Genomic DNA, 2736 nt, shown 5'->3' with positions numbered 1-2736 from the left:
GTATTGAACTCGTCCCGGATGATTTTCCCCTGGATGATGCCGAGACCTACGAGCTTTTCCAGAGGGGGGAGACCATCGGGATTTTCCAGTACGAATCCCCGGGGATGCAGAAGTACCTCAAAGAGCTGAAACCCTCTGTGTTTGATGACCTGATTGCCATGAATGCCCTCTACCGCCCGGGGCCCATGGAGTATATCCCCAGCTTTATTGCCCGTAAGCACGGAGAGGAAGAAATTTCCTATGACCTGCCCGAAATGGAGGAGTACCTGAAGGATACTTATGGGATTACGGTCTATCAGGAGCAGGTGATGCTCTTGTCCCAGAAACTGGCGGGCTTTAGTAAAGGTGAGGCAGACGTGCTCCGGAAGGCGATGGGGAAAAAGATCTTTGCCCTGCTTCAAAAATTAAAACCGCAATTCCTCGATGGGGGCGAAGAGCGGGGACATCCGAGGGAGGTACTCGAGAAAATCTGGAAAGACTGGGAAGCCTTCGCCTCCTATGCCTTCAACAAGAGTCATTCTACCTGTTACGCCTATATTGCCTATCAAACGGCCTACCTGAAAGCCCACTACCCTGCCGAATACATGGCGGCGGTGCTTTCGAACAATATGAACGACATCAAACAGGTGACGTTCTTTATGGAGGAATGCCGGCGGATGGGGCTGGATGTACTCGGCCCTGATGTGAATGAGTCTTTCTACAAGTTTGCCGTAAACAAGGAAAACCAGATCCGCTTTGGCATGGGCGCCATCAAAGGGGTGGGACGTTCGGCTGTGGAGACCATCGTGGAGAACCGCAAAAAAGACGGGGCGTACCACTCCGTTTTCGACCTGACCAAACGCCTTGACCTGCGGGCGGCGAATAAAAAAGCTTTTGAAAACCTGGTGCTGGCAGGCGGGTTTGACTCTTTGGGGAATGCCCACAGGGCGCAGTACTTTTCAGCCGGGAATGACGGCATCACTTTTCTGGAAAAGGTGATCCGCTTTGGCGCTAAATACCAGGAAAGTGAAAACTCCGCCCAGGTAAGCCTTTTCGGGGGGGCGAGTGAGGTGCAGATTGAGGAGCCGGAAATCCCACCCTGCGAATCCTGGGGTACGCTCGAGACCCTGAAGCGGGAGAAAGAAGTGGTGGGCATCTATATCTCCGGGCATCCGCTGGATGATTTTAAAACGGAGATCAAATCGTTTTGCAATGCGGAAATCAGCGCCTTTCAAAATGTGGAACCTTATATGAACCGGGAATTGTCTGTGGCCGGGATCATCACAGATGTGCAACACCGGATTTCGCGCAACGGCAAGGGTTGGGCCGCCTTTACCCTGGAGGATTATTCAGACAGCTTTGAATTCCGGATTTTCGGGGAGGAATATCTGAAATTCCGGCACTTTCTAACCATTAACGCCTTTTTATACCTGAAAATCTTTGTCCGTGAAGGCTGGACAAACCGGGACACCGGTAAAAAGGGAGACCCCAGGCTGCAATACAACCAGTGTATAATGCTGCAGGACGTCATGGAGTCTTTTGCCAAAAAACTGACCATCCAGCTCGATATTGAACAGTTGCACGAGAAACGGATCCGGCAATTACAGGATACCCTGGGGTCGTTTAAGGGAAAACACCCGCTGAACTTTGTCGTCTATCAAATGGAGGACGAAATCAAGGTGAACCTGAGCAGTCGCAAGCAGAAAGTACAGATCAGTACGGAGCTGCTGCACCAGCTCTCCGAGCAGGAAATCCATTTCAAACTGAACTAGCCCGGAATCGGGAAAGCCCCTCGGGGTAAAGGAGATCCTATAAGCCCGCTCAATGGGGGCATAACGAAAATGTATCTTTGCCCTGTAAGGAAACAGGTATAGAATTGACTAAATTTGCGTAATCTAAAACAAAAACAATCATGGCTTTAGAAATAACAGACGCTACTTTTGAAGAAGTAGTATTGAAAAGTGATAAACCGGTAGTCGTTGACTTCTGGGCAGCCTGGTGCGGCCCTTGCCGGATGGTAGGCCCGATCATCGAGGAGCTGAGCTCAGAGTACGACGGAAAAGCCGTTGTAGGGAAAGTAGATGTGGATGCGAACCAACAGTTTGCTGCGAAATTCGGAATCCGCAACATCCCCACCGTTCTGGTCTTCAAAGATGGGGAGATCGTCAACCGCCAGGTAGGCGTGAGCCCGAAGAAAGTATATGCAGAAGCGATAGACGCGGTACTGTAAAGACCCATTCCATTTTGGAAGTAAAGCCCGGCGAAACGCCGGGCTTTTTTTGTACCCGGCTCGCCCCGGGAGTTTCGTATCTTTAACCCCTAGACCTCAGCCTTACCTTATGGATCTGCAGTCCGAACTCTATAAAGCCTCCCTTTTTGAAAACCTGCCCCTGCTGGTAAAACAGGTGGTGGAAGGGTATATCAGCGGTATCCATAAAAGCCCCTTTCACGGGTATTCTGCCGAGTTTGCCGAGCATAAGATTTACAATACAGGGGAGAGCACCAAACACATCGACTGGAAGCTCTTTGCCCGCACCGACAAACTCTACACCAAAAAATACGAGGAAGAAACCAACCTGCGCTGCCACCTGATCCTGGATAGCTCCTCCTCCATGTACTACCCCACTGTGGAACGCCCGGATCTGGACCACCTGAACAAAATCGGGTTTGGGGTACTGGCCGCCGGCGCCCTGATGCAGCTGCTTAAAAAACAACGGGACTCTGCGGGCCTGAGCATTTTCTCGGACAGTTACCAGT

3 protein-coding genes are annotated in these 2736 nt (G+C 51.1%); all 3 read left to right on the top strand.

The genetic code is table 11. The annotated features are described in order from the left end of the window. The coding region (dnaE, locus tag WBV75_RS12520; RefSeq protein ID WP_424120926.1) for a DNA polymerase III subunit alpha at positions 1-1751 on the top strand (1751 nt) is incomplete at its 5' end. A 140-nt stretch (positions 1752-1891) separates the two neighbouring features. Beyond that, the gene (gene trxA, locus WBV75_RS12515; RefSeq protein ID WP_424120925.1) at positions 1892-2209 is read left to right on the top strand and encodes a thioredoxin; all 318 of its coding nucleotides are present in this window, start codon (positions 1892-1894) and stop codon (positions 2207-2209) included. 109 nt (positions 2210-2318) lie between these two features. Then, positions 2319-2736, top strand: a 418-nt coding sequence (locus tag WBV75_RS12510; RefSeq protein ID WP_424120924.1) for a DUF58 domain-containing protein, incomplete at its 3' end; no start/stop codon positions are given.

Source organism: Robiginitalea sp. (assembly GCF_049588695.1).
In the GTDB taxonomy this organism is placed as follows: domain Bacteria; phylum Bacteroidota; class Bacteroidia; order Flavobacteriales; family Flavobacteriaceae; genus Robiginitalea.
This window is presented reverse-complemented; position numbering and strand designations above follow the sequence as displayed.